Origin of the sequence: Nordella sp. HKS 07, assembly GCF_011046735.1 — a bacterium.
Lineage (GTDB): Bacteria > Pseudomonadota > Alphaproteobacteria > Rhizobiales > Aestuariivirgaceae > Taklimakanibacter.
Genome location: NZ_CP049258.1, coordinates 6,637,553 through 6,662,239 on the forward strand (window position 1 = coordinate 6,637,553; position 24,687 = coordinate 6,662,239).

At 53.0% G+C, this 24,687-nt stretch carries 23 protein-coding genes; 7 read left to right on the forward strand and 16 right to left on the reverse strand.

What is annotated here, in order from left to right; genetic code table 11:
- Positions 1-5 precede the first annotated feature (5 nt).
- Positions 6-1,208 (forward strand): WecB/TagA/CpsF family glycosyltransferase, encoded by a 1,203-nt coding sequence (locus G5V57_RS31455; protein WP_165172797.1) that lies wholly within the window; start codon positions 6-8, stop codon positions 1,206-1,208.
- On the opposite strand, the gene G5V57_RS31460 is transcribed toward G5V57_RS31455, so the two are convergent.
- From G5V57_RS31460 to G5V57_RS31475, 4 genes are read right to left on the reverse strand one after another with little or no spacing between them, the layout of a single operon-like run.
- Positions 1,180-2,463, reverse strand: coding sequence for a hypothetical protein (locus tag G5V57_RS31460; RefSeq protein ID WP_165172798.1), 1,284 nt, complete (start codon positions 2,461-2,463; stop codon positions 1,180-1,182). The genes G5V57_RS31455 and G5V57_RS31460 overlap by 29 nt on opposite strands.
- The gene (locus G5V57_RS31465; protein ID WP_246737438.1) at positions 2,464-3,117 is read right to left on the reverse strand and encodes a PIG-L deacetylase family protein; all 654 of its coding nucleotides are present in this window, start codon (positions 3,115-3,117) and stop codon (positions 2,464-2,466) included.
- 3 nt (positions 3,118-3,120) lie between these two features.
- Positions 3,121-3,915 carry a sugar phosphate nucleotidyltransferase gene (locus G5V57_RS31470; protein WP_165172799.1) on the reverse strand — a complete coding sequence of 265 codons (795 nt, stop codon included), beginning with the start codon at positions 3,913-3,915 and terminating at the stop codon, positions 3,121-3,123.
- Positions 3,912-5,204 (reverse strand): class I SAM-dependent methyltransferase, encoded by a 1,293-nt coding sequence (locus G5V57_RS31475; protein WP_165172801.1) that lies wholly within the window; start codon positions 5,202-5,204, stop codon positions 3,912-3,914. The genes G5V57_RS31470 and G5V57_RS31475 overlap by 4 nt, the downstream gene beginning before the upstream one ends.
- Positions 5,205-5,478: 274 nt before the next feature.
- On the opposite strand from G5V57_RS31475, the gene G5V57_RS31480 reads away from it, so the two are divergent.
- The gene (locus tag G5V57_RS31480; RefSeq protein ID WP_165172803.1) at positions 5,479-6,957 is read left to right on the forward strand and encodes a lipopolysaccharide biosynthesis protein; all 1,479 of its coding nucleotides are present in this window, start codon (positions 5,479-5,481) and stop codon (positions 6,955-6,957) included.
- Positions 6,958-6,960: 3 nt separating this feature from the next.
- A complete protein-coding gene (locus G5V57_RS31485) occupies positions 6,961-7,923 on the forward strand; it encodes a glycosyltransferase family A protein (RefSeq protein WP_165172805.1) in 963 nt (320 codons plus the stop codon).
- On the opposite strand, the gene G5V57_RS31490 is transcribed toward G5V57_RS31485, so the two are convergent.
- The 3 genes from G5V57_RS31490 to G5V57_RS31500 form a co-directional block, all read right to left on the reverse strand.
- Positions 7,899-8,876: a hypothetical protein gene (locus G5V57_RS31490; protein ID WP_165172807.1), complete on the reverse strand. Its 978-nt coding sequence runs from the start codon at positions 8,874-8,876 to the stop codon at positions 7,899-7,901. The genes G5V57_RS31485 and G5V57_RS31490 overlap by 25 nt on opposite strands.
- A gap of 98 nt (positions 8,877-8,974) precedes the next feature.
- Positions 8,975-9,487, reverse strand: a complete 513-nt coding sequence (locus tag G5V57_RS31495) for a hypothetical protein (RefSeq protein WP_165172809.1) — start codon at positions 9,485-9,487, stop codon at positions 8,975-8,977.
- Positions 9,468-10,325, reverse strand: a complete 858-nt coding sequence (locus tag G5V57_RS31500; protein ID WP_165172811.1) for an archaeosortase/exosortase family protein — start codon at positions 10,323-10,325, stop codon at positions 9,468-9,470. The genes G5V57_RS31495 and G5V57_RS31500 overlap by 20 nt, the downstream gene beginning before the upstream one ends.
- Positions 10,326-10,776: 451 nt before the next feature.
- On the opposite strand from G5V57_RS31500, the gene G5V57_RS31505 reads away from it, so the two are divergent.
- Both G5V57_RS31505 and G5V57_RS31510 read left to right on the forward strand, forming a co-directional pair.
- Positions 10,777-11,907 carry an NAD(P)-dependent oxidoreductase gene (locus G5V57_RS31505; RefSeq protein WP_165172813.1) on the forward strand — a complete coding sequence of 377 codons (1,131 nt, stop codon included), beginning with the start codon at positions 10,777-10,779 and terminating at the stop codon, positions 11,905-11,907.
- A 334-nt stretch (positions 11,908-12,241) separates the two neighbouring features.
- Positions 12,242-13,570, forward strand: a complete 1,329-nt coding sequence (locus G5V57_RS31510; protein ID WP_165172815.1) for a DUF4910 domain-containing protein — start codon at positions 12,242-12,244, stop codon at positions 13,568-13,570.
- A 29-nt stretch (positions 13,571-13,599) separates the two neighbouring features.
- Here the strand turns inward: G5V57_RS31510 and rfbC are convergent, their stop codons facing one another.
- From rfbC to G5V57_RS31545, 7 genes are all read right to left on the reverse strand, one after another.
- The gene (rfbC, locus tag G5V57_RS31515) at positions 13,600-14,160 is read right to left on the reverse strand and encodes a dTDP-4-dehydrorhamnose 3,5-epimerase (protein ID WP_165172817.1); all 561 of its coding nucleotides are present in this window, start codon (positions 14,158-14,160) and stop codon (positions 13,600-13,602) included.
- A 63-nt stretch (positions 14,161-14,223) separates the two neighbouring features.
- Positions 14,224-15,219, reverse strand: a complete 996-nt coding sequence (locus tag G5V57_RS31520) for an NAD(P)-dependent oxidoreductase (RefSeq protein ID WP_165172820.1) — start codon at positions 15,217-15,219, stop codon at positions 14,224-14,226.
- 126 nt (positions 15,220-15,345) lie between these two features.
- Positions 15,346-16,263: a glycosyltransferase family 2 protein gene (locus G5V57_RS31525; RefSeq protein ID WP_165172822.1), complete on the reverse strand. Its 918-nt coding sequence runs from the start codon at positions 16,261-16,263 to the stop codon at positions 15,346-15,348.
- Between the two features lie 23 nt (positions 16,264-16,286).
- A complete protein-coding gene (locus G5V57_RS31530) occupies positions 16,287-17,225 on the reverse strand; it encodes a glycosyltransferase family 2 protein (RefSeq protein WP_165172824.1) in 939 nt (312 codons plus the stop codon).
- Positions 17,226-17,234: 9 nt separating this feature from the next.
- Positions 17,235-18,488: a polysaccharide biosynthesis/export family protein gene (locus tag G5V57_RS31535; protein WP_165172826.1), complete on the reverse strand. Its 1,254-nt coding sequence runs from the start codon at positions 18,486-18,488 to the stop codon at positions 17,235-17,237.
- Positions 18,489-18,525: 37 nt separating this feature from the next.
- Entirely contained in the window at positions 18,526-19,347 is an 822-nt protein-coding gene (locus G5V57_RS31540; protein ID WP_165172828.1) for a CpsD/CapB family tyrosine-protein kinase, read from the reverse strand.
- On the reverse strand, positions 19,331-20,896 hold the full coding sequence (locus G5V57_RS31545; RefSeq protein ID WP_165172830.1) for a lipopolysaccharide biosynthesis protein: 1,566 nt from the start codon (positions 20,894-20,896) through the stop codon (positions 19,331-19,333). The genes G5V57_RS31540 and G5V57_RS31545 overlap by 17 nt, the downstream gene beginning before the upstream one ends.
- A gap of 380 nt (positions 20,897-21,276) precedes the next feature.
- Between G5V57_RS31545 and G5V57_RS35485 the strand changes: the two genes are divergently transcribed.
- On the forward strand, positions 21,277-21,960 hold the full coding sequence (locus G5V57_RS35485; RefSeq protein ID WP_371744692.1) for a LuxR C-terminal-related transcriptional regulator: 684 nt from the start codon (positions 21,277-21,279) through the stop codon (positions 21,958-21,960).
- A 25-nt stretch (positions 21,961-21,985) separates the two neighbouring features.
- Here G5V57_RS35485 and G5V57_RS31555 read toward each other — a convergent pair whose 3' ends face one another.
- Positions 21,986-22,678, reverse strand: coding sequence for a phosphatase PAP2 family protein (locus G5V57_RS31555; RefSeq protein WP_165172834.1), 693 nt, complete (start codon positions 22,676-22,678; stop codon positions 21,986-21,988).
- Positions 22,679-22,810: 132 nt separating this feature from the next.
- Positions 22,811-23,602: a Crp/Fnr family transcriptional regulator gene (locus G5V57_RS31560; protein ID WP_165172836.1), complete on the reverse strand. Its 792-nt coding sequence runs from the start codon at positions 23,600-23,602 to the stop codon at positions 22,811-22,813.
- 331 nt (positions 23,603-23,933) lie between these two features.
- Here G5V57_RS31560 and G5V57_RS31565 point away from each other — a divergent pair, with 331 nt between their 5' ends.
- Positions 23,934-24,674 (forward strand): response regulator transcription factor, encoded by a 741-nt coding sequence (locus G5V57_RS31565; RefSeq protein ID WP_246737439.1) that lies wholly within the window; start codon positions 23,934-23,936, stop codon positions 24,672-24,674.
- The last annotated feature ends 13 nt before the right edge of the window (positions 24,675-24,687 follow it).

Here is a 24,687-nt window from a genome sequence, read left to right on the forward strand (position 1 = left end):
GACGTATGATCCGCCAGCTACCACTTTACGACCACGTCCGGATCTTAAGCCAATCGCCGCGAGATGATCTAGATAGAGAAGTCTATGCCATCCTTGGTATTCCCATCGACGCCATCGGCATGGATGAGGTCCTGAATGCACTAGATAGCGCCGCACGCCTCAGACGTCCTTATTTTCTCTCGACGCCAAATGTTAATTTCATTGCTACCAGCCGCAAAAGTCCAGAATTCAGAGAGACCTTGCTTTCGAGTGATTTATGCACCGCTGATGGTGCTCCAATTATCTGGATCGCCCGTCTGTTGAAGCTTCCAATCCGTTTCAGGGTATCCGGGTCGGATATTTTTGAGGCGATTAAAAAATTCAAGCCAAAGACTCGGCCACTTAAGGTGTTCTTCTTTGGTGGCGGTGAGGATATTGCCGCGCAGGCTGCGATAAGACTCAACCTCGAGTCGACGCGGCTTAAGTGTGTAGGGCATATAAATCCGGGCTTCATCTCCGTAGAAGCGATGAGTTGTGAAGCTACTATATTGCAGATCAACGCAAGCCAGGCCGACTTACTCCTTGTGTCGCTTGGTGCCAAAAAGGGGCAAGAATGGCTATATCGTAATCACATGCGCATAAGCATACCTGTTCGCTCCCATTTTGGAGCCACGCTAAACTTTCAAGCATGTGCCGTCAGACGCGCACCTGTACTATTCCGTCGTTTGGGTCTTGAGTGGCTATGGCGCATCAAAGAAGAACCGCATCTTTGGCGACGGTACCTCTATGACGGTTTGATGCTGCTCAGGCTGTTCCTGACTAAAGTGATCCCTCTCGCGCTGCTACAAACTATCCGCACGCGGGTGGCTCCTTTCGACTTGCAAACGAGTTTTATGATACCAGACACATCAGCGGTTGTTCATCTTTCAGGCGATGCAACCGCTGAAAGCGTAGCAAGAGCCAAGGTTCATTTCCGCGAAGCCATTTCCAAGAGTCGTCACTTGATCGTCGACTTGCGGGATACACAGCAAATTGATGCCCGATTTCTGGGCTTCTTGTTAATGGTGCGCAAGAGCCTCGCGGCGCGCAATGGTACGATCAGTTTCACCGGAGTATCGGCGCAACTGAAGCAAATATTCACGCTCCACGGCGTGGACTACATATTGCCAAAGGATGACAGGCTCAAACCAAACGACGGATTTATGGCTCGATTTGGTAAATATGAATAGTATTGCCGTCTTCAAATTTGTCTGTGAAAGTTCCATTGACGATCTGCACCGAGCGATCTTCACCTATGAGCTTCGCGACGCCGTTTGCCGGGCCTGCGACTGTGCATGATGCTTCACGAGTCTCATTCTCGGTATTCCCGCTAAAGATGTAGTACCGACCGTCATAGTACTTCGCCATCGATCGAATGCCAGCATCGCATTTCGCATAGTCGAGTACAAATGGCGCGTTTAGAACGGGCGCTAGTTGAGCAATCCGGGCATTCGTGTCTCTTACCGCAGCTCTGATGTCCAGGTAGTTCGGATCACGCAATAGGTGCTGCGAAAGATATGGCCCGCCAAAGCTATGGTTGAAATATATAATCCCGCGCGCGCCGGCGATTATACTGTGCCAGACGGCGGCGTTCATCTCCGCGGGTTTAATAGCCCGACCGCCCTTCTCCGGCTCGACGTCGGACGGCCACCCCAGTTCAACAAATGACCAGACCGGACGTCGCGTTCCATCCATGTCATCAAGCCCTCGCAGCCGATCGACTGTGTACCCGTAATTCGCCGCTCGGCGTGTTTGGCTTTCTGTCAGCGGTCGACCATTATTAAGCAGCTTTCCCCCCTGCCAAGCTCCCGCTATATCCGGATCTGTGAACCAATAGGTATCCGCAGACACGATGTCCTGATAACTGTTGACCAGGCGAGCGGCATCATCATCGTTCAGCCAGAATACGACCCCTTTCCCATAATTATTATATCTCAATCGGCCATCCTCAGGCAGACGGCCACGAATGTTCTGCAGTCGGGCATCAACCTCCGATATGTCAACTTGCATGTCGATCTCGTCATGGAGTTCCCATCCCACTACGCTCGAGTTGGCAAGCGCGGATTCATTGCCAGCGAACTCCGACTGCTGAAGAATGGCGAACATGCCGCTATTCTTGATTATCTCTAAACGGCTATCCGCCGTGACGACCACAAAAATATTGACACCCACATCCTTGTTTACCGCCGATAGGGAATCAACAACACTCTCAAACCAAACTCCGATCGGGAAAAACGTCGGGCCCACGGGTAGCGGATTGGCAAACCTCTGGTAATAGTCAACGCCGCCGTCGACTTGAGTCAATTTTCCCCACGGTGGCGTACTGGCGTCATTCGTCAATCCCGACCGCGGGCCGACACCGAGCAACACGACGCCCATCCCAGTCAACGCCGAGAGAAGCGCGCGGCGCCTCCACTTGAAGTTTGTGCTGATTCTTTTCATCATTCAGGCCAAGACAAGTTTGCGCGCGAAAAATGCTTCCGCGTAACCTTCAGGCGCCCGGCACTCTAACCCGCGAAGCCGCGCCAATGCTCGGAAGGTTTCCGCATCAAACCAGTGCTTCGATCTTTGGCTGCCAAAATGTTTGAGCAGCAGATCGATTTTCTGCTCAAGGGTTTGACGAGTCGCTGGGACGTACAAGTTTGGCTGACCTATATCTCCATCCCATTTGGGAATCTCGTATTCAAGTATGCAGTGATCGCGGAAGGTATTCCAAGTTAACCTGCAAACTTCTCGATGATCCTGGTGAGCATCGTCGCGGCGGTGCGTGAAGATCAGATCAGGGTTCACCTTCACCTTGATTGACTCGAACCAGGCCTTCAGCTCGATTCCGGACTCCGGGAAATGGCCATCGCGAAACTGGAGTATCTCTACGGTCGCGCCATCTAGCGGCAGCAACAACTCCTTTGCCGACGCTTCGGCCTCGACGGCACGGCGCTCAGATCCGCTCAAAACGCACCAATAGACCTTGAGATTTATCCCTTGTGCAATAAGGCCAAGAACGGTGGCGCCAATCCCGATCTCAATATCGTCCGAGTGAGCGCCAAGACAAAGCAAGGAAAGCTGGGTCCCAGGAGCTGGAAGATGCAGCTGGAGCACGACCTACTCCGCTATCATCAACTTCCGGGCCGCCGGCTGCCACGGCATCTCCCCGCGTTCCACAAGCTCCTCGAGTATCTGCCTATCCTTCAGGTTGTCCATCGCTCGCCAAAATCCCTCATAGCGATACGCCATGAGCTGATTGCTTTTTATCAGCCGATTGAATGGCTCGACGACAAGCTCCTCGCCTTCCTGAATGTAGTCGAAGATATCGTTTCGCAGAATGAAGAATCCGCCATTGATCCAGATGTCACATTGTTGGCTGGTGCGAAACCGCGAAACCGCGCCCTGCTCATCAAACTCCGCAAGATGAAAATTGAACGGCGGGCGCACCGCCAGGAAGCAGCCGACTTTTCCGCTCTTTCTGAAAGCATGGAACATTTCGTCCAAAGGAACATCAGTTAGTCCATCGCTGTAATTCGCCAAAAAGTACTCCTCGTTCTTCACATGATCCTTCACGGCAACGAGGCGTTCACCGATATTTCGCCAAACCCCGGTATCGATGAGCGATATTTGCCAGTCTGGCGGCGTCTCCCCGATGACCTTAACGCTCCTTCCAAAATCCGAGATAAGACAGTCGCTGTACATGGAATGCTGGGCGTTTCGAAAGTATCCCTTAATCGCATTCGCCTTGTATCCAAGACAGAGGACAAAGTCGCGGTGCCCGTGATGACTGTAGTACTGCATCACATGCCAAAGGATCGGATGATGGCCGATCGGCACCAGCGGTTTGGGTACGTTTTCTGAATAGTCGCGAATTCGGGTTCCAAGTCCACCACAGAACAACACCACCTTCATGACAGCGCTCCTGGGTCCACAATGCGCGGACGGGGTATCGGCAATATGAATTTGCAGCCCCAACTTCCCACATGTCGCATTTGCCTAATGATCTCAGCCCGCAAGTTCCATGGCAAAATAATGAGATAGTCCGGGCGCGCCGTATCGATAGCTGCGATCGGCCGAATGGGAATGTGCATACCCGGTGTATAGCGCCCATGTTTGTAGGGATTTCGGTCGACCGTGAATTCAATGAACTCCGTTCCGATACCGCAGTAGTTTAGCAGCGTGTTTCCTTTGCCTGGCGCGCCGTACCCGCAGATTCTAGCTCCTTCATTTTTGCACCCGATCAGCAGCGACAGGAGATCACGCTTGAGCTGCTGGACTCGCGGCGCGAAAGCGGAATACGTTGCGACCTTGCCCAATTCCATACGTCTTTCGTACGAAAGCAGCGCGTCCACCGAAGGACTCGTCTCGTGTCGCGAACTGACACGCGTCAAATAGACACGGATCGATCCGCCATGCGTAGACAGTCGCTCAACATCAAACACGCGCAATCCATGCTGTTTCGCCAAGTGGACGAGCGTGATTAACGAGAAGTACGAAAAATGTTCATGATAGATCGTATCGAACTGGGTTTCCTCAAGGAGCCGTGCAAGATGCGGGACTTCGATTGTCACAGCACCGTCGGGTGCAAGCAGATGAGCAACGCCCGCTATGAAGTCGTTGAGGTCGGGCACTTGAGCCAGCACATTATTGGCAACCACGAGGTCTGCAGACCGCCCTTCGTCAACGAGACGTCTTGCGAGCGTCAGGCCAAAGAAATCCACTATTGTTGAAATTCCCTTGGCGGAAGCCACTTTAGCAACGTTGGCGGCGGGTTCGATGCCAAGGACTGGAATATTGAGAGGCAGGAAGTGCTGAAGCAGATAACCATCGTTGCTTGCAAGCTCGACGACCTGACTCTTCGAGTTGAGGCCCAGTCGCTCCTGGATCATGCAACAGTATGCCCGTGCGTGCTCTACCCAAGAGGTCGAGTATGATGAGAAATAGGCATACTCGCTGAATATTGACTCCGGACTGACGTACTCTTGAAGTTGTACGAGGAAACACCTGTCGCATACGAGAACGTGCAGCGGAAAATACGGCTCCATTTGGTTCAATTGGTCAGCCTTTAGGAAGCTCTCGCAGAGCGGCGACATTCCCAGATTGACGACGGTTGTTTGAAGACTTGCGCCACAGATGCGGCAGCGCGCAGAGCGCGGATTCTCCGATACAGCTGTTGAACCGGGTAGTGTCTCCGCCCTCATCGGCATACCCTCCAAGACGTCGCCTGCATAGCCGGCGGCAGTTGATCCATCATCTCCGACAACAGCCAGATCCAAAGACTAGGATCTGAGGGAGTTGATGTCGCGTAACTTTGCGGTTCGATTCCATCGTTCGTTGGGAGGGCGGTATCCTCCAAAAGGCTTAGCCCGCCGCATAATTGCGTAGGCATTCATCCATTGCTGAGCACTTTCCTTCACTGCATCAAGCATCGACACTTGTGGAAGCTGACCGGCAAGCGACCGAAGAAGCTGGAGGATGCGACGCTTTCAGGAGGCTGCGCTGGACGAATTAAAGACAAAGGTGATCCGCGGCAGCATCGCAAAGCTGCTTGGACAGTCAATTGCCCTCCTCATTCGCCTTGTCTTTCTGGCGATCATGGCGCGCCTGCTTGCCCCTCAGGACTTTGGCCTGGTCGCCATGGTTACGGTTGTAACCGGCATATTTGAACTGTTTTCGACCGCTGGATTGTCCGCTGCGACCGTTCAACAAGCCTCGATTAGCGCAGAAGAGGTCTCCACATTGTTCTGGATCAATCTTGTCGTGGGAGCGCTGCTAAGCTTACTGTGCCTGGCGAGTGCGCCCTGTCTTGCGGCATTCTATGAGGAGCCACGATTGCTCTGGATTACGGCGGCCTTGGCTAGTGGATTTATCATCAGCAGTGCGGGCGTTCAGCATCTTGCGCTCCTCCAACGTGACCTTCGTTATGTTTCATTGGCCGTAATTGAAACGATCGCGCAGGTGGGGGCCGTCGCGATTGGAATAGGCATGGCGCTTGCTGGTCTCGGCTATTGGGCGTTGGTAGGTGCGACACTGGCCGTTCGTGTCACCACGACCGCATGCCTATGGGCAACCGCCGGATGGACACCATTCAAGCCAAGAACTTCGGTCGAGACTGGCAGGCTGTTGCGATTTGGTGGTACGATTACGATGAACAACCTAATCATCTATCTCGGCTACAATCTCGATAAGGCTCTTCTAGGTCGCTTTTGGGGGGCCGATGCCTTAGGACTGTATGGCAGAGCATTTCAGCTCATCGACATCCCAACATCGTCAATCAACTCGGCGCTTGGCGGCGTTGCGTTCGCCGCATTATCTCGCCTTCAGACCGATCCCGCCCGGTTTCGAGCGTACTTTCTCAAAGGGTATTCATTGATAAATGCGCTGACGATGCCGATTACCATATTCTGCCTCTTGTTCGCGAACGATATTATCCTTTTCGTGCTCGGAGCAAAGTGGAATGATGCGGTGCTGCTGTTCCGTCTTCTGGCCCCCACGATTCTGGTATTCGGGATCATCAATCCTACCGGCTGGTTCCTGCAATCGATTGGTTTACAGGTCCGCAGTCTAAAGCTCGCCCTCGCGATAGCTCCTCTCGTTCTTGTCGCTTGTCTCATGGGTCTTCCATATGGTCCTGCGGGTGTCGCGTTTGCATTCTCGACCGCGATGGCTCTGTGGGTCGTGCCCCATATCCTGTGGTGTTGTCACAAAACTTTCATTCCGCCGGCCGACCTGTTCGCTGCATTGTGCCGGCCAGGGCTCGCAAGCCTTTCTTCGGCTATGCTGGTGTATTTGGCCGTCCCATACATTGCGCCCTTTCACTCGGTGTTTCTACGACTGGCGGCTTGCGGCGGCGCAATGGCGTTCATTTACGCCTTTGTGCTCTTGATCATATTGGATCAGAAGGCGACTTATCTCGACATTTTCAGGTCATTGAAAGCAACCTCGAGGGCCTAAGAGATGATGCCGGCATTTGGCAATTGCATTCAATGCGACGACCCCTCGGAGCGCAAGGACGCGCCAGTACTGTCAATCGGACTGCCAGTTCGGAATGGTCAGGACTCGATCGAGCGGTGCATACACTCCATCCTGTCCCAGGACTTTGCCGACTACGAAATTATCGTTAGCGACAATGCATCCTCGGATGCGACACGCGATATTCTGAAGCGATTGGCACAAGACGATTCACGCCTCAAACTGCATTTCAATGACGCCGACATTGGAATTCTGGAAAACATGAATCGCGTACTGCTCCTGGCCCGGGGGCAATTCTTTCGCTGGATCAGCCACGACGATTGGATGGAACCGGGTTGCATCACAGCATGCATCGGAGCGCTTCGAGCTCGCTCCGACGCCGTCGGCGTCACCACGGGATTCACCATTCACACATCCGAAGGATCGAAACGGCGGGAAAACTATCAAGGAGAGTTTCCCACATCAAGGGATGCTGCATGTCGGTTCGAGCGTATGCTTTGGTTTTTCCACGCTGGTGATGGAAAATATGACCCGGTTTATGGAACCTACCGCCGGGACATTTTGTTACATACGCGCCGGCACGGTCCTTGTGAGAGATCCGATTGGCTGCTCTGCGCTGAACTGGCACTTCTGGCTCCCATCATTCATCTTGCGGCTCCCCTCGCAAATCGCACGCGATCCTACAAACCTATATTGGATCCAAAGGCGATCCGTCGCCGATTGAACCCCATTCATGGCGAGCGACTTAGATCGACACCTTTGGGACTTTACCGTGATCTGTCTAGCCTGGTTGCGGAAACTGATCCACCGGCGCCCCAATTGCGACGGTTCAGGTCCGCACTGAGACGATTTCTCATAAAGGAAGTCATCCGAACGGGGCGCAGTTCTCTTTCAACCGCTAAGCATCAGATCGTTCACAAAGCTCAATCGGCTTTCTCTGCCTTCTGAAGCCAGGATTCACGCCAGTATGCGTGTATCTCACGCGGACAAAGCCAGCGGCCGACGCTTCGCTCTCCCGAGCAAACAGCACCTTCAAGAATGACGCAATCCTTCGGAATTGTCAGCATTCGGCCCGTTTTGTCGTCGATGATCCGGCGAACCTTGTCTTTCACACGCAAAACCCTGCCGCAAAAAGGCAACATCTCCCGATCGAAGGAAAGCCCGCGGTTGAGTCCCTCTCCATCCAATGTAGCCGCGATTTCCGCGGGAGTGCGAACTCGCACCAAGTCGCCAGGTCTTACTTGTTCAAGGTCGCAGGAACTTCCTTGTTGTTTCCCCGGTCCTCGAAAGGGCGTCGGCCTGAGCCATCCGAAACGGCTGGCAAGCTCCATAAACAGGCCTCTGATCAAAATGCCCGTCAGACGAACTGGATTAAAATTGCCATTTGTCATCTCTCGCCAATACTGACGTAAGTCGGAGGTCTTCAAGGGTTCCGAAGCCCTGAACGCCTCCGTGGCCTGGCAGCGCCAGATTTGAGTATCGCCCTGTTTCTCCCCTGGCCGCGTGCCCCTCTCTGCGATTGTCTGCAGCTTTTCCGGGTTTCCCCGGGTGCCACTGGGTTTATCAAAGCCGTCAACCCTCCGAAGCCATTCTTCCTTCCAGTATATTCGACAGCCGGCTTGACAGCCGCCGTGCTGCGATCCGTTGCATCGAAGATCTTCGAGATAGAGAGTGTCGCGCATACGACGACTGCCAGTCGCGGCGATGGTATCGCAAATCTTCTCGACACGGCGACTTACTCTGAAGCGTTGTCCCACATAAGATGCCATTTCGGGCATAAACGGCATACCATCGACTGTCCCAAGCACGTCAAGCGTGCCGACAATCTCAGATGCGGATCGCACTTCGACAATATCGCCGTTACGCAAGGGGCTTTGCGGAATTTGTCTCTGGAGTTTCATTCTATCTCTCCTCAACATAGACTTGGATCACATGAAGTTCCGGCGCTGTCATTCACCGTAATGTATTGTGGCAGCACATCACCAGTTCTCAGTGCCGGCTAGGAAATTGGTAAAAGCCCAGCCGCATATCGATTGCTGAGATCATGCCAGTTGATCTTGTCCAGCGAACATTCTGATGAAGCGACAATGCCATAAAGACGGTGTGAACGGTTACCTTCACTTATGAAACCTGAAAGCCGGCTCCAGTAGTCGTAGCTTCGAGTGAGTAGCAGAGGTTGTTCCAGGTAGAGCTTTCCATCGAACAGAAAGCGAAGGCTATAATCAATCGGAGTCAAATTGCGTATGACATGGCGATGCCACCCTTGTAGTGAGAGCGATGCGATAGAGAGTTCACAGTCGCCAGCAGCCGCTGAAATTATAAACATATCTTCGTCGGACGCCGCGTGCACCGTTCGAAAGCCGTTCCCTTGTAGGAATATCTCTATACGGCGCGTAACTTCATTGATATCCCACTGGGAGTTGCTCGCGATGATTGGAATCTTCATCATAAGGCTCGATAGCAACAGCAACAGCATTGCGAAAAGAGTGCCACTACTTTGCCTTGAGCTCATTTCGCACTCCGAACGAACAAATGCTGACAAGTGCAATCAGTGTTAGCAAGTCTGTTACCGTTGCTCCGACCGAGCCGTGTAAAGTCTCGAAATACTGAGGATAAGTTCCTATGAGGGCAAGTCGCACCGCGTTGATCATGACGACGGCTGCGGCAGCGAAAGCAACCAACGAAATACTCTGTAAAGGCCTCTTCCGTGGCCACATTTGGCTAAACACTGTTCCACAAAGAACGGCAAGCGACACATTCATCAGCGAGGAACAGCCCGGTGCTATCCACAAATAGCCCGAGCCATCAGCAAATGCGACGGCATTTCCAGCTCGTTCAGTATCCAGTAGGTTGGAAACTAGGATTGCATCAAACTGCAGAATATGCTCGCTAAGAACTGAGAAGATAACGCGGCTCCAGAACATTGGTACAGTCACAGTAAACAGTATCCATGCTCCGCGTTTGGCGTATGAATCTCCGGGGGACGTAACTATCAGGTAAGCCGACAGCACGGAGACGGCGACCCAGCTGAGCGCTGTGATCGGAATGAGAAATGCGAAACTAATCGCAATTGCAAGACCTACATCTCGTCGCGAATTTTTGGATTCCGACTGCTTGAACAAGTAAGCGCAGCCAACAGCAATACTAACCCAAACTATTGCACTGATTTCAAACGTGTTAAGGACGTTGTAGAGGGCTGAATTCTCGCGAAGACCCGTAACAAGATAAACCAGGCTTCCATTGATGAAGCCGACGAGCCACAAACCGACAAAAAATCGGTTACGATTCAGCGTAACCCGCGATAACGACGTCGCGTCGCCTCTTAAGGTGTGGTTGATACGCCTGCGCATATAAGGACTGACAAGTCTTCCTACGCCTTTTCGCGGGCGTTCTCCTCTGCCTCAGCTGCCAATCGTCTGCGACGTCGAAATACCCAATATACCCCAGCTAAGGCTATGTACGGTAACCCGACACCAGCAATCGGAGCTGGCGCGCCCCGGCTTATCCTGGTTGGCTTGGATACCGTAGATACCGTAGCTGAGGATGCCTCAGCCGAGCCGGATGCGAAGAGTAAAACAGACAACAGCGCGATTATTGCATACTTCATCGAAGCACCTCGCCGGTCTCCATGATGGAACAATATTACCTTGAGGGCGGTTTGATAACCGGTGCATTGGGAGGATTGAACTACGCCTTTTGGTCTATATGACGCAGAACTGCCTTGCCTCTCATTGACTAGTTCCAATGTTACCTCTCTTGCTATAAAATTTGATCACCTGATCGAGCGATTGGAGGACGGCCGTGCGTGTTTTGATGACAGGACATTTGGGTTATATCGGAACCGTACTGACTCCGATGTTGCTGAACGAAGGGCATGAAGTTGTCGGCTTTGACAGCGATTTGTTTAGTCGTTGCACTTATACTCCCGGTGGCGCGATCACTCCAATCCCACGCATTTTCAAAGACATTCGTGAGGTACGGAAGGCCGACCTCTCGGGTTTTGACGCGGTGATCCATTTGGCGGCGCTGTCAAATGATCCGTTGGGAGATCTCGACCCCGAGCTGACAGACGACATAAATCACCTTGCCAGCGTGCGGCTGGCGGAGGCTTCCAGGTCAGCGCGGGTTCCTCGCTTCCTCTATGCCTCGTCCTGTAGCAATTATGGATGCTCGTCCGACGCTCTTATTGACGAGGACGCACCACTCAATCCTCTGACACCCTATGGCATGTCGAAGGTCGCATCCGAGCGGGACATTTCCGCCTTGGCCGGGAATGGCTTCTGCCCTGTCTATTTGCGCCCGGCGACGGCTTATGGCGTTTCGCCGCGCCTGCGCTTCGACATCGTTCTCAACAATCTCGTCGCATGGGCGTTTACGACCGGGAAAATACATCTCAAATCTGACGGCACGCCGTGGAGGCCGATAGTTCACATCGAAGACATATCGCGCGCCTTCATCGCAGCACTTTCGGCTCCCGAGGATATTGTATGCAACCAGGCCTACAATGTAGGACAAACCGCTCATAATTATCGAATTTCCGAGCTTGCCGAGATCGTTTCCAAGGTCGTTCCCCATTGCGATATTGAGTTCGCACCCGGTGCCGGACCCGATAAACGTTCCTATCGGGTTAGTTTTGAGAAGATCCGGCGTGACATGCCCAAATTTCAGCCGAGGTGGGATGCCCGGAAAGGTGCAGAACAACTCTACCAAACCTACAAGTCCTCTGGGCTAACTCTCGCTGAGTTTGAAGGTGAGCGGTACCAGCGGATAGCCCATATTAGAAGGCTAATTAGTGACGGCGTCCTTGATCCCCAACTACGTCATACTGGGCGCGGGCCGGATTCGACACGAATGCAAAGTTCAGGCGAGACGGAAAGTGGGGATCGTCAGGAACTGGATTGCGCCGGCGTGAGGCTTCACGAGGGGGCTTAACGACAAGTCATCGATCACGCAATTCAACGTTCAACTGTGACGGGGACGCCGGGCATAGCCAGGATGGATCGGAGGAAGTCCATTTATTTCGCGGTTCTCGGCTTCTCCGGTCGCCTTGGTCATAAGGAGGGCCTCATGTTGGAACGCTTCGCCTTCTGCATGGTCGTGCTCTGGCTTGCCTGCATGCTCATTGCCGTCGGCACCATGGTTGCCGAGCGCCTTGGGAATGGACCCATCTAGTGTACAACCGTCTGTTGTTTACTGGCAACATCCTAAAGGTGCTCGATTTATTTAGTGGAATAGGCGGTTTGTGATGGCGGACAGTTAACTTTTCATGCCTCAGCCACACACATTGAACCGGGGTCAAGTCGGATCTCAGATTTACGACCTTGCCGCGCGAATTTTTCCTATCTGCCGCAGCATTACCGGGGATGGAGTTCGAGAGACCCTGCGACTGTTACGCGAGAATGTGCCGTTTGAGGTGCATGAACTTGCGACGGGCACGCGTGTTTTCGATTGGGTGGTTCCGCGCGAATGGACCATTCGCGATGCCTATATCAAGGATTCTTCAGGTAACAAGGTAGTCGACTTCGCCGAATCCAATCTGCATATCGTGAACTATAGCGTTCCGGTACGCCGGCGAATGACCCTCAGCGAGCTGAGGAGCCACCTTCACACACTCCCAGATCAGCCGGATGCCATCCCATACCGGACATCCTACTATCATGACGACTGGGGCTTCTGTCTCTCTCACAATCGCATGCTGAGCCTGCAAGACGATACTTACGACGTTCATATCGACTCGGACCACAAAGAGGGCTTTCTCACTTACGGAGAGTATGTCCACAAGGGCGAATTGGCCGATGAATTTCTGATCTCTTCGCACATATGTCATCCATCCCTTGCGAATGACAATTGTTCCGGCGTGGCCCTCACAACGCAATTGGCCAAGCAGTTGATGGATCGAAAAACCCGGTTCACTTACCGCTTCCTGTTGGCTCCAGGAGCCATCGGCGCAATCGCCTGGCTCGCAAATAATCGGGAGCATGTGGATCGCATCAAGTACGGGCTGGTCTTGGCGATGGTTGGTGACGGCGGCGGTCCTACCTACAAGAAGAGCCGTCGCGGCGATACCGAGATCGATCGCGCGGTCGCGCATGTCCTTTGCCATTCTGGTCTGGACCCGAAAATCATCAGTTTTTCGCCATACGGTTACGATGAGCGTCAATTTTGTTCGCCGGGCTTCAATCTCCCCGTTGGGCTCTTCCAGCGAAGCGCCTATGCTTCCATTCCGGAGTATCACACATCCAATGACAATCTGAGCTCTATCGGTGCAAGCCATCTCGGCACATCCTATGAGATGATCAGCGAGATAATTGAATTGATCGAGGCTAACGCGTTTTTCCAGAACACATCGCCATACGGTGAGCCACAATTGGGGAAACGTGGCCTCTACACCAAGATTGGCGGTGACGAGGCCCCTCCCGATCGCATGGCGATGCTCTGGGTGCTCAATCTATCGGACGGCAAACACTCGCTGCTTGACATTGCCGAACACGCAGGCCTTCCATTTTCGAGCATAAGCCGTGCGGCCAGTGCCCTTCATGAGCACGGGCTTCTATCGGAGATGCCATCGGGTGGAGCTTTCAAGGCCGAGCTATAGTTCGACCTTCGGGCAAGCAAGCCCTTCATTCAGTGTGATTGCTGGCGCTGCTCCGGCGGGCGATGGACAAGCCCGGGCCATGTCCGATCCTTTTCTGAGATAACCGACACGGCAATGGGCCATTGAATGCCCACCGTCGGATCATCATAGCGAATGCCGCGGGCAGCCGAGGGCGAGTATGGCGCGGATATGAGGTACCCTACTTCGACGTCATCGCTGAGAGCCTGGAAGCCATGCGCGAATCCCTTTGGAATATAGAGCGCGCTTCCGCTTGACGCCGAAAGTTCAAATCCTTGCCAACAGCCATAGGTAGGTGAGGCGGATCTGATATCGACGATAACATCCCAGATCGCGCCTCTTAGGCAGCGAACCAGTTTGACTTCGCTGTATGGCGCCTCCTGATAGTGCATCCCCCGCAGCGTACCCTTGCTTGCAGAGAATGACGTACTGTGTTGAACGAAATTCGATTCAAGACCATGGTTGGCGAACTCTTCAGCGCAGAACGTCCTTGCAAAGTAGCCGCGCACATCCCGTTGGGGCTCTAGCTGAATTAGGTGCGCATCGAGGAATTTAGTCGCAATAAATCTCATGCGCTTCCTCTCGTGCCTTCTCTCGATAAGTCGAGTAAAATTTTGGTCCCCCGCACTTCAGTCTCAGGAACACGCGCCCCTACCGAGCAATCGCACTTCTTGTGTACCAGCCACACGTTCGGTGGCATAGGAATGGCCAGGGGCTTCAACTTCTCGGTTCTCTTCGAGTTGGCTCCGATACCATTGGACTGTTGCCGCCAGGCCATCGTCCAACGAAGTGACGGCGCTCCAGCCGAGTGTCGCTCGCGCGTATTCGGTATCCGCGATGCGCGTTCGCTGGCCCGGCCGATCCGGCAAAGCGCCGAATTGGGGATCGATTTGGGCGTTCGTCAGTTGAACGATCGACCTCACAACGTCGCGTATGGAGGTCAACGTCCCCGAACCCAGATCAATGGAGCAGCCGTCAATGCCCGCGCGCGTCGCCGCCAACAGGAACGCAGCGACAATATCGTCGACGAACACCCAATCGACCTCCCAAACGCAACTCGACAACAAAGGCGTATTTCCCTGCAGCAGCGAATTGATCACGTAGGGAACGACCTTCGTTCCGTGCTGACCGGGACCATAGGTCATGAACGGCCGCACGACGACGACCGGCGTCTGGTAGAGCGCATGAAACATTCCCGCATAGCCGGTGGCCGCCCATTTAGCGGCGGCGTATGGCGAGCCTGGGGTCGGCGCTGCGTCATCCAGGGCAGGCTCGGTCGACGAGCCCGTGGCTATCACCCGCCGGCAGCCGCTCTTCGTGGATGCAACCAGAACATTCAGCGTTCCGCCCAACTGGCTGTGAAACATCGGCAATACGAGCGACAAATCCGGCGCAGCGGTGACCTGCCCCGCCAGATGGATGACAATGTCGGGACGAATCTCGTCGAAGAGCCGCTGGACACTGCTGTATTCGAGGAGGTCGGTCTGCCACCAGCGAAGCAAGTGATTGCGGCTCGTCTGGCGTGCGCGTGAGGTGGCGTGCACTTCGATACCCTCGCTCAACAAACGCTCGCACAGGCGGGTTCCCAGGAAACCCGCCGCGCCAGTCACTAGAAATCGAAGATTCTGCATGTCAGTTGCTCCTGAACAAACTCGAGCGAATGTGGCGAGAGCGCCTCGTCCGAAAATTCCTGGACGAAATTGTAAAGCGCCACGGAACCAGGCGTCGGGCTGTAAACATGGAGGGAGAGCCCTTATTTATGTAGCCCTTTGCTGTTCAATCATCCTTCTCGCAGTTGTTTCGGGCATCAGAGCAGCAGCTAATGCCGCACGATGACTAGCGCTCATTGTTGAGCGTATGAGCTCAGCGACAATTACGCCTAGCTGGAACATGGCCGCTGCGAACACGCCGTGGTAGCGTCGATAATAGCGAATACGATTGGCGCTCATCAGGGCAGATAGTCGGGGATTCTGAGTGTAGTCCCTGCCGATATGTAAAGCGCATGCCTCCGGAACATATTGGATTGCAAGTCCACGATCACGTATACGCCGCATGTAATCCACTTCCTCACTGTAAAGAAAGAACGACTCGTCCCACTTTCCAGTCTCATGGAGTGCCTTCGCCGAGATCATCAAAATCGCGCCCGTCGCCCACTCAATTGCTCCGCCGCGGTCGTAACGTGGCTTCTTGCCGATCATCTCTCCGATGCCCGCCCAGGCGGCGAGTGTCCCCCCCAATAGTCCGTCCAGCCACGCGGTGAGGATTGAAGGCTCACGCCGCAGTGACCAGGCCGTCGTACCGTCCTCGGACAGGATGCGCGGCACAACGACTCCAACGCCTGGATCATTCAATCGGGAAAGCAATACTTTAACTGAACCCTTTTGCAGGCGGATGTCAGGATTGAGGACGAGGAGATGGGCGTCTGCATCCAGCTTCTCGATTGCCGCGTTGATGCCAGCCGCATAACCCGCATTCCGCCCCATCTGCACAAGAATTGGATCCAGGGCATGCTTTGAAGCGACCTCGGCGCTCCCGTCTCTCGAATTGTTGTCCACGATGTAGATTGAGACCTTAGCCAGCCCGTCTAAGGCGGCAGGGAGCGACTCGAGGAGGCCGGGCAGCACTGCTTCGCTGTTATAGGTTACAATGACAATAGAAATAGAAGGTTGCGGCATTGGAGCCCGCTTGCACGGAGCGGTCATTTGAGGTCGTCTCCGAGCTGTTGACGGTTCCAGCTTGTGGCCAATGCCTGAGGATTCCGCCGAAATGGCAGTGCGAGCATCCTCCTGGCTCGATAGAGCCTGATACGAACTAAGCATGAAAAAGCTAGGAACCGTTCTTGAAGTCCTGAAATCACGTTGGATTGAATAATCTCTTGGATTGAAATCACCGGGGAAACAGCAACAAACGCGCTGCGCAAAGCCCATCGAAGAGTTCCGCCGCCCTTGAGGTGAAAGTCCTGAAAATCGTGAGCAATTGCTCTGTCCCACCTTCTCGTAAGCTCATCGAAGGTTTTACAGGGCGGTGTAAATATTCGGATCTCAGGAACATATGAAAGCCGAAACCCCATGGCAGTCGCTCTACGCCCCCAATCTCTATCTTCCGCAATTGTGATACCGCCAAAGGGGCCGACTTTTCGAAATACTTCGGTTCTAACCGCCATGTTGCCAGTAGCGGCATAGTGATCGCGCTCAACAAATAGATGCACGCGGTAGCTAAAGACACTCTCATAAACTTCGACTGCCGACACTCCGCACCCACCATTGCGCAATATGGCAATGTCGCCGGCAATAATATCGACATCCATATTTCGATCAAAATACTCCACAATTCCGCGAACCCAACCGGTATCGGCGATGCAGTCCGCATCTATAAACGCAACGATGCCTGCGCGAGCGAGAATTGCTCCTCTACTTCTCGCAGGACCAGGTCCCGGAGTGCTTTCGTGTTCCAGGCGAATATTCTGAAAGCTCGAACAAACCGTGCAAGGAGATTGACTCGAGCCATTGTCAACAACGACAACCTCAAACGGTATGAGATCGCGCCTCTGTACATCGAGCGACTGAAGACAGCGGCCCAGATCTTCCGGCTCATTCAAATGCGGAATTACGATGGTAAGGCGGGGCAATTCCACCATGGGCTCAACCTAGTCACTGGGAATTTGTTGATTAGGACTCTTGCCGCCTTCTCGTGTTCCTACATCCTGCTCCACTTTCACCACATCATTTGGATCGACCTGAGTGGATTCAGAAACATCGAGCTCTGTTGAATGTCCCCCGGATTTTCTAACAATGGTGTAGGTCATCCGCGGCTCATCTGCAGAATTAGCCTCGCGATCGCCGCCAAAAGTACTTCGCAAGACGAGTTCGCGAGATTTGAGATGTTCAAGGTTGGCTTTAGCTTCCTGAAGTTCCGTGGCGACTGCGGTGAGTCGTTCATCCCGCACTCCGTCGGCGCTCCGCGCCGCTTCTGATAGGCCTTGGCGGGCGCGCAAGATTGCAGTCTGGCGATCTAAGCGGCTAGAGCGCATGCTCGTCAAAATCAATTCCAGGTCGGACTCGCGGGCAGTTGTCGAAAACCCCTTTTCGACAAGACCACTAACGCGGTCTAATTGCTCCTCAACAAGTTTAATACCCCGATCCTCGCCCTTCGCTCTTTCTTCTAACATTTCGATTTCCGCGCTCAGGAATTCTTTAAGTTCGGTCAGCGTAGCCAGCTGTCGCCTTTTTGCGTTTTCGCGCGCCGAGAAGATCGCGCGCTCGGTCGCGACGATCTCGGTTATTCTCCTATCCTCTTCGCTTGGCGTCAATTCATCCGGAAAGACTATATCCTTGGCACCCGAGAGTTCTGCTTGCAAACGGGCTATTCGAGCCTTCGCGCGCGCGACGTCAAACTGGATTCCCTGCATTTCACCGAGCAATGTCACGTTGCCATCGTTTACCTCCAATTGGCGAGGTCGGAACTTTCCGCCTGCCAATGCTAGAGCCTGTAACACTGTTAAGCCGGGCCGAAATCTATATTCTCCCGGGGCGGCAACCGACCCAACAATGTAAACGGGCGGATATTCAACGATTTCAACTGTGACATTGGGGGGGGTTAACAGTGCAAGGTTTGTACGAACGCGCGTTGCTAGCTCCCGTTGCAACTTTTCTCCATCGAGATTCGCGGTATGGACGGACCCGACAAGCGGAACGGAAATAGCACCGTCCTGCGAGACCGTATACTCGCCGTCAATAGCATCCCAGCGAAAGTACTCACCTTTGATGGGATTCCACTGCAAGACGGTTAACCGGAGCTTGGTGTACGGCGCGAGTTGATAGCTATCAGCGCTCGCTGATGCCGAGCTTCCGCACACTAACGCAAGCACTAGTAAACACTTTAGATATAAAGTCGCAACCATGGCCATTCTCAAGCGGATGTTGAAACTCTTTGCTCGACTAGTAATACCCATATGCTTCCGGTGAATATCGACACTTATTAAGAACGACTCCCAAGAAGTTTGTCTTGCCCGCCAATTCCCTCTCACACACGTCTATTTGCGCAATCTGTGTTTCCTCAGCAGCGACAATCAGGAGCGCACAATCAACGTTGGATAGAAACGAAAGTGCGTCGTCGTTAGACAGCATAGGCGGCAGATCAACCAGGACCACGTGTGGCTGGAGCTCTTGTTTTAGGCGGCCAATTGCGCGCTTTGCCGACTCGCTTTGCAATAGCTCAGCACAGGTGTTGATCTCACCGTTTGCAGTCGCGACTGCCAGCTTCCCTTCGGCGGAGCTTGGTTCACATCGCGCAAAGGAACGCTCTATGCAGCTCTCCCCCTTAAGAAACTTTTCGATTGGATCCAATTCTTTTAGTCCGAGTATACGCCCAATTTGAGGACGGCGGAGATCCAGATCGATCAGCACTGTCCGACACTCACTCAAGCGTGAGAAGCTGAACGCCAGGTTGACGCAAAGCGTCGATTTTCCACAATTGGGGGCTGGTGAGCATACTGCGATCGTAGTCCATTTATGACACTGAAAAGCATGCCAAATATTCGTTCGAAGCATATCAATGCTCGCACTTGCGGAATGCGAGCGACTGAAGCTGATGATTCTGTGCTTTTGCATGCGCTTAGGGTCTATTTTTAGCCAAGTCATATCTGACCAAGCTCCGGGGCAATCCCGAGTCGCGTCGGTTGCGTCGACAGTGTTTGAAATCGACGATACGAAATCCTGTTTGCCCACAATGACCTGCATTCGTTCAACCATTTTGCTCATGACTAGCTTGGGCCATACGGCTGAAGATCCCTTCGACGAACGAACCGATCGGCTCGAATTGGTAGTAAATAACGAAAGCACTGAGGGGAACCATGAGCGCGGCAAATAGAATCGTGCCGACTGCCAGCCTGCGCGCGATTACCTCGCTCCTAGACGCGATATACTGGATAGTAGCGAAGGGCCTTATTTCCAGGTAGTTGACCAAATCCGTAGGTCGCCGAATTGTCCTATTGAGGAGTTCCAAGAGCAACACAAAGCCGAAACCGAGGATGATTCCTACAGCAACAGCACCGGCCGCAATCTTCAATCGTTTAGAGGGAACGGGTTTGTCGGGCGGTGTTGCCATTTCAATTATTGATATTCGCTCTCCCTTGAAACGTTGCTCGATTTGCTTTCCTGTTGTCGCTTCCGCCAATCTCGCAATTGCTGAATCATACTGTGTTTGGATATTTTTGTGACGTCGCTCCAGCGAGGTCAGGACAATTTCATTTTCGGGTGTCGCAAGAATCGTTTGCTTCAGATCTTTAAGAACTGCCGCGATATCGGACCTTTCCTGCTTGATAGAAGTAAGGCGCGCATCGATTTCGGCCAATTGTATGTCGAGTTCCGAATAGCGTTTGTTTCCGACCGCGTTTTTTCTCCCTGCTCGCTGAGATGCGACCGTTTCTTCAAGGTGCTCGATCTGAGATCGCAGCGCTGACATATTTGGGTTCTCGTCAGCATAAATCCCCTGCTTCTCGGCTAGCGTCCGACGCAACTGCTGCAACATCTCTCCTTCCGGCGTAAGCGACTGATTGATGCCGACGACCGCTTCGGTGCCATCGTATATCCTGACGAGGCCAGAACGTCGGTCACGTAGGCTCGCCTCTTCACGCTCTAATTGCGCGAGCCGCTCCTGCTGGCGTGCTTGTTCGTTGCGGCGGTATGCCAGGCTATCGGGCAGAGCATCTTTGTTCGCCTTCTTGAAGGTCAGGAGCTCACCTTCCAATAGATTAAGCTCGCCATCGAGGTTCTTGACACTTCCTTCAAAGAACCGAAGAGTATCGTCGGCACTGTCTACTCGGCGCTTTGTATTTTCGTCGAGAATCTGGGTCGTGATTGCTTGAGCAACGTCCGCTGCAACACCAGGTTCTTCCGCTTCAAAAGATATGGAAAAACCTGCCAATGCGCTGTTTGGCGGAACTTCCAAACGTATCTGAGCAAATATCACCCGCGCAGCCATGTCCTCTACGATGTCTGACTCCAAATGCCCGTTTTTAGACTCATACACATTGAATTTTCTCGCGAGATTGAGCAGGTTTTCATTCGTCATTATCTTTTGTTCGATGATTTGCATCTGCTCGATTCCGGAGACGGAGACCGTGGAACGAGCCAATTGCTCCGGCATCTGAGCTGTCTCGATGATCAACCTGCTAGTGGCGCGGTAAACTGGCGGCAAGGACCATGCGAATACAATGCCAACGATTGAGACGAGCAAGGTAATGCCCATCACGTAGTGAACCCGGCGCCACATCAACGACCAATAGAAACGAAGGTCGGAGCTACTCACGGTTCGTTCCTGTGGGATGTTATATTCATGCTTCCGCCCATCCCGCCATGTGCCACCGATGATGAATGGCGCACGTGAAAGCCGTAAACTCAAAACACGACGGATTGCGACTGGCAGGCTGTGCCGACATTAGTCCAAAATTCAGGTTTTCTTGATACTTGTCCACCCCGGAATGCGGTGTATTCGCGCCTTCCTAGGTCTTCCAGCCATTATCCTTTTATGACAACCCTAATACTTAGGAAGTATATATGACGCGAAGTAAGCTTAATTGTGATCCACCTTTTTAGGTGCTAAGCGTTTCAACTAATTCTCCTACGGCGGGTGGGTTAGTGGTTATGAGTGTATTGTCTCAAGGAGTGATCCCTTCGGGGATATTCACTTTGAATGAAACGCAGGGCGGCGCTGAACCAAGCGTCGCTATTAATTCTAACATAATCGTCATTGAAAAGCGGGAGTTGCTGCGCGATTGCCTGACGCGATGTCTTGTATCTGCGTTGGGGCCTTCGGTCGTGTCTTTTCCAAGTGTAAAGCACTGGACGGAGGTGATGGGAGATACGCCAGGCGGTGTCGTTGTCCTCTCAATTGGCGGTAAGTCAAGAGCTCCGGATTCTATCGAGCGCGAACTCGCCATTCTTCGACGTTTCGCCAACCACTTGCCTATCATCGTGCTGGCGGATGCGGAGGAGCCCAGTCAGATCGTCGATGCACTTCAGCGAGGCGTTCGTGGCTATATTCCCACAAGTGTCTCTTTGGCAATCGCCATTGAGGCGTTACGATTGGTTAGAGCTGGAGGCACCTATGCTCCCGCAGGAAGTCTAATCGGCGACAAAACTAGGCGCATGGGATTAAACAGGTCCGGAGACAACCCGTTCACTGACAGACAAGCCGATGTGCTTGAAGCTCTGCGCAAGGGGAAGGCCAACAAGACAATAGCGTACGAACTCAATCTACATGAAAGCACAGTAAAAATTCACGTACGCAACATCATGAAGAAGCTACGAGCGAAAAATCGAACTGAGGTTGCGTACATAGCAAACGAAATTCAGGAAAGCGAAGAAGCCTAGCTTCACCATACTATTTAGCGGCAGGTCATAACCGCAAAAGTAATTTACTGAATAGTTGCAATCCCAAGAACAGATTGTAGGCGTCTGCCAAAAAAACGAATAAGAGCGCATGCACAATATACATGCGTCCCTCAAATAACTTTAGCACGCGGTCAAATAGCGTCCCAAAATTTAGAATTTTGGTACACAAATAGACACATCCCGGCCCTAAAACCAATGATCCAGCGATGTCGCTTGGATAGTGCCATCCAAAAACAACGCGAGGAACTCCGACCATCACCAGCACCCAAATAAAGCAAAAGCATCCGACCAACCGATTTTCTGAGAAGATTATTGCGGCCAGTGAAAAATACAGGGTGCAAGAGTCGCTGGGAAACGACCCTTGACGGTCAAAAACCCCGGCCCATTGTGGATCGGCAATATGCAAATGCAGCGCCGGGTCCAAAAGCGGGCGTATGTGGGGCGTAAAGTGATGCTGCAACCAAACCGTCACCAAGGTCGCTATAGAGGTTGCAAGCAGCCCGGCCAGCATCCGACCGCGTCGTTTTTTGCAATCGCCGGAAAACCACAGCGCAATTAGAGGAAAGAATATCGGAAATCCCCTGACTAGCGCATTACCACCAATAGCATCCCACAGAAGTCTATTGTATAAGTCATTACTTCCAAGGAAGGAGTTAAGAAACAGGAGCAGTTGAGTATCCGTATTGGCGCTTATCATTTCTGTGCTACTTGGCACTTGTTCATTAATACTCGTGATTTCGAGCTCGCTCGGCGGGAGCTTCCTGAATCAACGGAAACTGACGCGCAACACTGACTGCCATGGGCGCAGGGCCCAACGGACCGTTACCCGCTACTGGATCAAATTCAGGAATCCACCCCACGTGTCGATTCTGATGAGGCTCAAAAGCGCCAATGTGTAGAGCGCGGCGCGTTTGAGCGCCGCGATATCGTTGAGACAATAGTAGCCCATCGACCGCGTAACCAGCTTGCACCCTCTCAAATCGCTCAGAGCCCGACTCAAATTTTCACGCGCGATCCCGACCATCGCCGCGAGATCACTCTGGCTAATCTTGTGGCGGATCACGATGCGTCCATGCGCCTCCTCATCGCCGACAAACTTCGCGAGCTCGAGCAGCGCGCGCGCCAGGCGGGATTTGACCGTCAGAAAACTGTCGGCAGCCACGGCGTCGCTGGTCTCCCGCAGGCGCCCCGCGAGTACCACTACCAGATACCGGTAGATTTCAGGATGCTGTTGCGCGCATTTCTCGAAGGCCGCCTTGCTGATGAAACTTAAGTCGCAGTCCTTGATCGCGAACACCGACGCCGATCGGGGTCTCCCGTCGATCACGCTGAGCTCACCGGCGACCGTGCCTGGGCCGAGGATGGCCAGGATCCGTTCCGCTCCCTGCGGCGAGCTTATGACGACTTTGAGCAGGCCCTGGTTGAGCACGTAGCAACCGTTGCCGGCGTCTCCGGCACGAAACAGCGCCTCATCGGCTTTGAGATAGCGGGAAGCTGCGTTCGCGAACAGTTGCGCTGAGACGTCTTGCGGCAAGAGGGGCAATATACCGGATACGCCAGGAATCACTTTCCTGATTACCGGCGCTTCTGCAACCGACGTCGATCCGAGCTTATGCACCACTTCGCGAGTTCATTTAATTGATTTTTAATTTAATGTACTAAATTGTGACGGTCGTCACAGCAGAGGTTCCAACGATGACCTAGCGTACATTAAAGATTACCTAACGTAGATTAAAGATTACCTAGCGTACCTTAAAGAGGACCTTGCGTACATCAAAATGGGTGAGACTCGATCCAAAAATAGCATCCAGTAAGACCGAAAAAGAATTAACCCGAACGGGCGGTTTGACGACAATTCCTCAGATTGATGGCCAGAGAGCTCTCTCGGCTTAGAGGGATCCTCTTGCCGAAAATGACCTCCGATTGGCTGTCGTCAATGGGAGGGCATCATTTTGGAATCTATCGCCAATTCAACCCTCAAAGCGAATATCCCTTCGGGGACAATCACTTTGAATGAAACGCAGGGCGGCGCTGAACCAAGCGTCGCTATTAATTCTAACATAATCGTCATTGAAAAGCGGGAGTTGCTGCGCGATTGCCTGACGCGATGTCTTGTATCTGCGTTGGGGCCTTCGGTCGTGTCTTTTCCAAGTGCAAAGCGCTGGACGGAGGTGATGGGAGATGCGCCAGGCGGTGTCGTTGTCCTCTCAATTGGCGGTAAGTCAAGAGATCCGGATTCTATTGAGCGCGAACTCGCCATTCTTCGACGTTTCGCCAACCACTTGCCTATCATCGTGCTGGCGGATGCAGAGGAGCCCAGTCAGATCGTCGACGCACTTCAGCGAGGCGTTCGTGGCTATATTCCCACAAGTGTCTCTTTGGCAATCGCCATTGAGGCGTTACGATTGGTTAGAGCTGGAGGCACCTATGCTCCCGCAGGAAGCCTGATCGGCGACAAAACTAGGCGCATGGGATTAAACAGGTCCGGAGACAAACTGTTCACTGACAGACAAGCCGATGTGCTTGAAGCTCTGCGCAAGGGGAAGGCCAACAAGACAATAGCGTACGAACTCAATCTACATGAAAGCACAGTAAAAATTCACGTACGCAACATCATGAAGAAGCTACGAGCGAAAAATCGAACTGAGGTTGCGTACATAGCACACGAAATTCAGGAAAGCGAAGAAGCCTAACTTCACTATACTC